This window comes from Protofrankia sp. CiP1_Cm_nod4, assembly GCF_982290645.1.
Genome location: NZ_CEVIVC010000074.1, coordinates 4,841 through 12,226, shown reverse-complemented (window position 1 = coordinate 12,226; position 7,386 = coordinate 4,841). Strand labels below are relative to the sequence as shown.

The 7,386-nt window shown below is 74.2% G+C and carries 9 protein-coding genes; all 9 read left to right on the top strand.

The features are described 5' to 3' along the window. The first annotated feature begins 341 nt into the window (after positions 1-341). On the top strand, positions 342-617 hold the full coding sequence (locus tag AC5LSR_RS14930) for an acyl-CoA carboxylase epsilon subunit (RefSeq protein ID WP_493468592.1): 276 nt from the start codon (positions 342-344) through the stop codon (positions 615-617). Beyond that, a complete protein-coding gene (gene fabD, locus AC5LSR_RS14925) occupies positions 614-1,753 on the top strand; it encodes an ACP S-malonyltransferase (protein WP_250286759.1) in 1,140 nt (379 codons plus the stop codon). The genes AC5LSR_RS14930 and fabD overlap by 4 nt, the downstream gene beginning before the upstream one ends. 168 nt (positions 1,754-1,921) lie before the next feature. Next, positions 1,922-2,329 (top strand): acyl carrier protein, encoded by a 408-nt coding sequence (locus tag AC5LSR_RS14920; protein WP_250286757.1) that lies wholly within the window; start codon positions 1,922-1,924, stop codon positions 2,327-2,329. A 204-nt stretch (positions 2,330-2,533) separates the two neighbouring features. After that, complete coding sequence (locus tag AC5LSR_RS14915; protein ID WP_250286755.1) at positions 2,534-3,307, top strand: SDR family NAD(P)-dependent oxidoreductase; 774 nt, start codon at positions 2,534-2,536, stop codon at positions 3,305-3,307. 158 nt (positions 3,308-3,465) lie between these two features. Further along, on the top strand, positions 3,466-3,918 hold the full coding sequence (locus AC5LSR_RS14910) for a 3-hydroxyacyl-ACP dehydratase FabZ family protein (protein ID WP_250286753.1): 453 nt from the start codon (positions 3,466-3,468) through the stop codon (positions 3,916-3,918). Continuing rightward, positions 3,915-5,180 (top strand): beta-ketoacyl-[acyl-carrier-protein] synthase family protein, encoded by a 1,266-nt coding sequence (locus AC5LSR_RS14905; protein WP_250286752.1) that lies wholly within the window; start codon positions 3,915-3,917, stop codon positions 5,178-5,180. Before AC5LSR_RS14910 ends, AC5LSR_RS14905 begins: the two co-directional genes overlap by 4 nt. After that, positions 5,177-5,599, top strand: a complete 423-nt coding sequence (locus AC5LSR_RS14900) for a 3-hydroxyacyl-ACP dehydratase FabZ family protein (protein WP_250286750.1) — start codon at positions 5,177-5,179, stop codon at positions 5,597-5,599. The genes AC5LSR_RS14905 and AC5LSR_RS14900 overlap by 4 nt, the downstream gene beginning before the upstream one ends. Then, entirely contained in the window at positions 5,596-6,888 is a 1,293-nt protein-coding gene (locus AC5LSR_RS14895) for a beta-ketoacyl-[acyl-carrier-protein] synthase family protein (protein ID WP_250286748.1), read from the top strand. Before AC5LSR_RS14900 ends, AC5LSR_RS14895 begins: the two co-directional genes overlap by 4 nt. A 173-nt stretch (positions 6,889-7,061) precedes the next feature. After that, a partial coding sequence (locus AC5LSR_RS14890) for a beta-ketoacyl synthase N-terminal-like domain-containing protein (RefSeq protein ID WP_493468591.1) occupies positions 7,062-7,386 on the top strand: 325 nt, incomplete at its 3' end.

Sequence of the window (7,386 nt, the reverse complement as noted above, 5' to 3'; positions counted from 1 at the left end):
GGATTCCGCGGCGCCCTCTTCCGGCGGATTCCGTGGTGACTTCCCGGCGGATTCCGCGGCGCGGCCGTCCCGAGGCGCCGGCCGGGAAGCCGGCCGCGGGCACCGTTGCGGGACAGACGACGGAACCGGCGGCGAAGCGCCGGCACAACCGATGGCGGAACCGGCGGGACCAGGGACTGGGAACGGGAAGGAGCGACGGTGCCACAGAGTCCGCGGAGTCTGCGCGCGGGACCGCCCGCGGTCCGGATCCCGTCGGCGGCCGCGGCCGGTGCCCCGCCGCGGCGCGGCCGCCCGCCACGGCGGACGGGCCGGCGGACGGGCCGGCGGACGCGACGATCGCCGTGACCCCGGGCCACCCCACCAGCGAGGAACTCGCCGCCGTGCTGATCGCGCTGCGGGCGGTGACGGCCGCCGCGCGGCCGGCAGCGGCCAGGCCCGCGAGCCGGGACCGGCCGTGGCGCGACGAGCAGCCCGCCGTGGCGCGCACGGTGCCCGGTGCCTGGGGGCCCGGCCCACGCGTGGTACCCGGGCCGCCCGCGCCCGGCCGCCACGGCACACCCGCCGACCACCTTCGTGGCGCACGCGCCAACCGATCGGAAGGGAGAACCCCGAGATGACCCGGATCCCCGCCACAGCCACGGTCCTCCACCCCAGCGCGGAAAGCCCCGGCGCGGAGAGTCTCGGCGTGGATACTCTCCGCGCGGAGGCCGCCGGCGCGGAGCCCCCACCGGCACCGGCCGTCGGGGCGGAACGGGCCGCGGGCGAGGCGGCGGGGGAGCCCGCCCCGGGCAGCCGCTGCCTGGCCATGTTCCCCGGACAGGGCTCCCAACGGCCCGGGATGGCGGCCGACCTGGTCAGGCGGTACCCGGACACCGCAGGCCGGATCTTCGAGATGGCGGACGACGTCCTCGGCATCCCGCTGACGAAGCTGTGCGTGTCGGGCTCGGCGGAGGAGCTGCGCCGCACGGACGTGACCCAGCCCGCGATCGCCGCGACCAGCCTGGCGGTGCTCGAGGTGCTGCGGGCCGGCGGTTTCGAGGCGTCCGGCGTCGCCGGGCACAGCCTCGGCGAGTACACGGCGCTCGCCGCCGCCGGGGTGCTCGACGCGCGGTCCGTGCTGCGCCTGGTGCGCCGCCGCGGCGAGCTCATGGCCGAGGTGGGCAGCCGTACCCCGGGCGCGATGGCGGCGGTCATCGGGCTGCCGGCCGAGCGGGTCGAGGCGTTGTGCCGGGACGTCACCGGCACCGGTGTCGTGGAGATCGCCAACTACAACGACCCCGGGCAGACGGTCGTCTCGGGCCTGGCGGAGGCGGTCGCGCGGGTCGAGGCGCTGGCGGCGCGGGCCGGCGCGGAACGGATCGTGCGGCTCGACGTCGGCGCCCCCTTCCACTGTTCCCTGATGCGCGACATCGAGGCCGAGTTCGGCGCCGAGCTCGACCGGCACGTGTTCGCCGAACCACAGGTGCCGGTGCTCAGCGCCGTCACCGGCGGCTACGTCCGACGGGCGGAGGAGGTGCGCCTGCTGCTGCGGCGGCAGCTCGTCGAGCCGGTCCGGTGGGTCGACACCGTGCGGCGGGCCGTGGCGGACGGTCACAGCCTGCTCGTCGAGGTCGGGCCGGGCCGGGTCCTGACGGGATTCGCCAAGCGGATCGCCCCGGATGTCCGGGCGCTGGGAACCGCCCGTCCCCAGGCGATCGAGGCGCTGCTCGCCACCGCCGGCCACGGCGCCCCGCGCCCGGCGGTCCCGGCATAGCGCGCCGGCCGCGGCGGGCCGGCATTCCTCCGGCCCGCACCGTGCCACAACTGCCAGCACCTCCCGACCCACCACGTGATCCCTATGCCACGTGATCTGTACGCCATGTGATCCGCGCGCTGTGTGATCTCAACGCTGTGTGATCTCCATGAAAGAAAGGACAGTCCCATGACCGACACCGCAGCCTTCCCCGCCGCCATCCAGGAGGCCGTCGCCGACGCCCTCGGCCTGGACGAGACCGAGGTCACCCCGTTGTCCACCCTGATCGGGGACCTCGGCGCGGAATCGATCGACCTGCTGGACATCCTTTTCCGTATCGAGCGGAAGACCGGCGTGAAGATCCAGGCGTCCGACATAGGCAACCACATTCAGGGCGGCATCCCGGACTCGGAGTTCGGCGACGAGAACGAGATCATCACCCCGGTCGGCCTGGCCCAGCTGAAGAAGGCCATGCCGCAGATCGACACCGAGGAACTGGCCGGCAAGCTCCCGGCCGACCAGGTGATGAGCCTGTTCACCGTGCAGAACCTCGTCGACCTGGCGGTCCTGCGCGCCACGGCCACGGTGGACGCCTGAGCGCCCCGGCACCGGGATCCGGCGGCAGGGCCCGGCGTCCCAGGGGCTCGGCGTCCTGGGGATCCGGCAACGGGACCCCGCCGTGGCCGCTCCGCCCGGATGGCCACGGCGGGAGACGGCACGGACCGGCGGCACGGACCGGCGACCAGTGACACCGGCCGACGTGGCCGGCCGGCCAGAACGACAGGAAGGAAAGGAAAGGACGTGACGAAGCTGGCAGGGCAGGTCGCCCTTGTCACGGGGGCGTCCCGCGGCATCGGCCGCGCGGTCGCCCTGGCGCTCGCGGACGACGGCGCGCACGTCGCCGTGAACTACCGGTCCCGCGCCGACGAGGCGCAGGCCGTCGTCGAGGAGATCGAGAAGGCCGGCGGGAAGGCCGTCGCGCTCGCCGCCGACGTCGCGGACCCCGAGCAGGCGGCCGCGCTGGTCGAGCGGGCCCGCGCCGAGCTGGGCGGGCTGCACATCCTCGTGAACAACGCGGGGATCACCCGGGACGGGCTGATCTACACCATGGCGCCGACGGACTGGCTCGAGGTCATGCGGGTCAACTTCGGTGGGGTCTTCAACTGCACGCAGGCCGCGATGGGCCACTTCATGGCGGAACGCGCCGGCGTCATCATCAACATCTCCTCGGTGATGGGCGAGCGGGCCTGGACCGGCGAGTCCGCCTACGCGGCGTCCAAAGGGGCGATCAACGCCTTCACCCGCAACTGCGCGCTGGAGCTGGCCCGCTTCGGAGTGCGGGTCAACGCCGTGCTCCCGGGCTTCGTCCCCACCGATCTCGTCGACGGGCTGCTGGCCAAGGACGGCGGGAAGGCCATCAAACGGCGCATCCCCCTGCGGGAGTTCGCCACCCCCGGGCAGATCGCCCGGGTGGTGGCCTTCGTCGCCGGGCCCGACGCCGACTACATGACCGGGGAGCTGCTGCGCGTGGACGGCGGGGCCGCGGCCGTGCTCGGCACCGGCCGTCCCGACTGACCACCCGGGACCGCGGGGCCCCGGCAGCCGGGGCCCACCGGCGGCGCGCGAGGAGCACGACCGTGCTTCCCACGGGCTTCCCGCGGCTTTCCCGCGGGCGGGCCGGCGGGCCGGTGGGCCGACAGGCGCGTGAACCGACAGGAAGGCAGGCGCGGCCGATGCGCTTTCATCTCATTGACCGGATCGACTCCTGGGAGCCGGACCGGCGGATCGTCGGGCGCAAGGTGACGTCCGGCACGGAGCAGTTCTGGCGAGCCGGCCTCACCGGGCCGGTCATGCCGCCGCCGCTGGTGCTCGAGGCCCTCTGCCAGGCGGGCACCTGGCTGGTGATGATGAGCAGCGGGCACCGTAAACGAGCCGCGCTGCTGTCCGTGGGCGAGGTGGCGTTCCTCGGTGACGTCACACCGGGCGACGTGCTGCTGCTCGACGGCACGGTCGTGTCGATCTCGGACGAGGTCGCCGTCCTGGACGGGACGGTCAGCGCCGGCGGGCGCACCGTGCTCACCGCGACGTCCATCATGTGTGCCCTCATCGACGCCGAGCGGCTGGACGACCCGGCCGCCACGGCCCGGATGGCCGACCAGCTGACCGGGGCGGTGAGCGCGCCGTGAGGCGGGTGGCGATCACCGGCGTGGGCGCGGTCACCCCGGTCGGCAACGACGCGGCCACCACCTGGGCGAACCTCGTCGCCGGCCGCAGCGGGGTGGGCGAGCTGACCACCTTCGACACCTCGACGTTCTCGGTCCGCATCGGCGGCCAGGTCCGGGACTTCACCCTGCGTGATCTCGTTCCCGAGGCCGCCGGCTGGCGGCACCTGTCGCGGGCCGGCGGGTTCGGGCTGGCGGCGGCGGCGGAGGCACTGCGCGAAGCCAAGGTCACCCCCGCCACCTACGACCCCGACGAGTGCGGCGTCGCGATGGGCGGCAGCGTCGGACGCCCGGAGCTCCAGCAGGTCGTGGACATCGGCCACCTGCGGGAACGCACCGGCAACCGGGAGATCTTCCGGCATCCGCCCGGTGACGTGCTGCTGCGTGACCAGAACGTGCCGGTCGCCGCGATCGCGCGGCTGGCCGCCTGCACCGGGCCGATGGTCAGCGTCAGCACCGCCTGCTCCGGGTCGGGGCACGCTATCGGGGAGGCGTTCCGGCACATCCAGGACGGTGACGCGACGCTCATGCTCGCCGGCGGTTTCGACGCCCTGACCACCTGGATGGACCTGCTGGGCTTCAGCCTGCTGGGCGCGTTGACCGACCGTTACAACGACGACCCGACGCGGGCCTCGCGCCCGTTCGACGCCGACCGGTCGGGCTTCGTCATCGGGGAGGGCGCGGTCGTCGTCGTGCTGGAGGAGCTCTCCGCGGCCAGGGCGCGCGGGGCACCGGTCCTCGCCGAGCTCCTCGGCTACAGCTCGACCCTGAACGCCTACCGGATCACCGACTCGCCGCCGGACGGGCGCGGCGCCATCCAGGTGATGGCCCGGGCGCTGGCCGAGTCCGGGCTCGGGCCCGCCGGCATCGACTACGTCGTCGCGCACGGGACGGGGACCCCGGGCAACGACGCCTCCGAGACGACAGCGATCAAGGAGGTGTTCGGCGCCGACGCCCACCGTCTCGTGGTGAGCTCGCCGAAGTCGATGACCGGCCATCTCACCTCGGCCAGCGCCGCGCTGAACCTGCTCGCCGCGCTCGGTGCCATCCAGCACTCGGTCGTCCCGCCGACGGTGAACCTCGACACCGCGGATCCCAGGCTCGACCTCGACTACGTCCCGCTGGTGGCCCGGCCGATGCCGGTGTCGGGCGTCATGGTCAACGCGTTCGCGTTCGGCGGGACCAACACCTGCCTGGTGGTCGGTACCCCCAAGGAGGAATCATGACCGGCGCCGACATCGGCTCGGAACCGCTGCCGACAGCCTTCGACCGGCTCGTCCAGCTGGAGCACGGCCGGCAGGCGGTAGCTGTCCGTAACATTCCTGGGACGCTGGACGTCTTCGACAGCCACTTCCCGCGCTTCCCCGTGCTGCCGGGCATGCTGCTCTTCGAGAGCATGGTGGCCCTGGCCGGGCTGGTGCTGGCCGCGCCGGGGGAACGCTGGCGGCTGTCCGGGGCGCGGGTGGTGCGCTTCCGCCACTTCGTCCGGCCCGGCGACCAGGCGGAGATCACCGTGCGGGTCCTCGACCGCGCGGGGCAGACCGCCCGGTGCACCGCCTCGGTCACCGTCGACGGGCGTCCCGTCGCCTCCGTCCGGGCGCTGGAGCTGCTGCGGGAACCGTCGATGCTGGCGGCGACGGTATGAGCGGCGAGCGCGCGAGAAAAGTCGTGATCACCGGGATCGGGCTGCTCACGGCACTCGGTGAGGGCGTCCAGGACACCTGGGACGGGGTGCTGGCGGGCCGCGGCGGTGTGACGCCCCTGCGCGGTTACGACCCGTCGTCACTGCGCACCCAGCTGGGTGCCCAACTGGTTGATTTAGACCCAAAACAGTATGTAAGCCGCCGGACGCTGCGCAAGATGACCCCCAACGACGAGATCGCGATGGTGGGTGCCGTCCTCGCGCTGCGTGACGCCGGCCTGGAGGACGAGCGGCCCTTCGGCGAGCGGGCCGGCCTCTTCGTCGGCGGCAACAAGGAGCTTTCCCGGCCGGAGGGGGTGGTGGCCGGGGCGCTGGCCGCCCGCGCCGACGACGGCAGCGCCGACTACCACCGGCTCGGACGGGTCGCGTCCTCCACACTGACACCGCTGTTCTACGTCGAGGGGCTGCAGGCGGCGTCGCTGTTCTACATCTCCGAGGCCTACGGCTTCCTCGGCCCCAACGCCTACTTCGCCGGCACCGCCGAGGCGGGGGCGAGCGCGGTGGGACGCGCGGCGCGCGCGGTCCGGCGCGGCGAGGCCGACCTGGCGCTCGCCGGCGGGTTCGACGACCCCACCTCCTGGTGGTCGATGTCGAAGATGGACGGGCTCGGTGTGCTCTCGTCCCGCAACGAGCTGGGCGCGGCGGCCTGCCGGCCCTACGACCGGGCCCGCAGCGGATCGGTCTTCGGTGACGGCGCCGCGTTCCTCGTCCTGGAGGAGCGCGAGGCCGCGCTGGCCAGGGGAGCCCGCTGCTACGCCGAGATACGCGGGGTGGGCGCCGGTAACGACGGCGGCATGGTCGTCACGCCCGACCCGGGCGGCCGCGGGCTGATCCGCGCGATCACGGCGGCGCTGCGGGACGCGGACATGCCCGCCGAGGACGTCTCCTACATCGCCTCGCACGGCTGCGCGACCACGCTCGGGGACCTCAGCGAGACCCAGGCGATCCGCCGGTCGCTCGGGGCCCACGCCGAGCGCGTGTGGGCGAGCAGTGTCAAGCCGCAGACCGGGCATCTCGTCGCCGGGGCCGGGGCGCTGAACGTGGCGGTCGCCGCGCTGGCGCTGGCGGCGGGCGTGGCCCCCGCCACGGCCAACCTCGACGATCCCGACCCGGGCTGCGACCTCGACTGGATACCCGGCCAGCCCCGCGAGGCCCGGCTGACCGGCGCGCTCGCGCTCGCCCGCGGCCTGGCGGGCCAGCAGGTGGCGCTCGCCCTGGGCCGGGCGGCATGACCGGGCCCCGCCCTGGGCCGGGCGGCATGACCCCGTCGGCGCCGCCCGGCGGTCCCCGTCCGGGCAGCGCTCCGCGGCCCGGAGATCCCGGCATCGGTCTTCGTGCCAGTAGCGATTTTCGTTCCGACAGCCGTTCCGACAGCCGTTCCGACAGCGACGGAGGGGAGCCCGACATGGCGGAGGGGACACAGACCGCCGGTGACGCCGATCGGGTGGTCGTCACCGGTCTGGGAGCGGTGACGGCGCAGGGCGTCGGCGTGGCGAAGCTGTGGGAGGGCGTCCTGGCGGGCCAGGTGGCGATCCGTCCGGTGAAGAACCTGCCGATGGACGGCTACCGCACCGCCCTCGGCGGGGAGGTGCAGGAACCGGCCATCCCCGCCTACCCGTGGCCGCTGGACGTCGGCAGAGAACCGGCGCTGGACTTCGCTCTCGTCGCCGCCGAGGAGGCGATGGCCGCGTGCGGCATCGGCGTCGGCACCGCCGGTGGGGCCGCGGGCG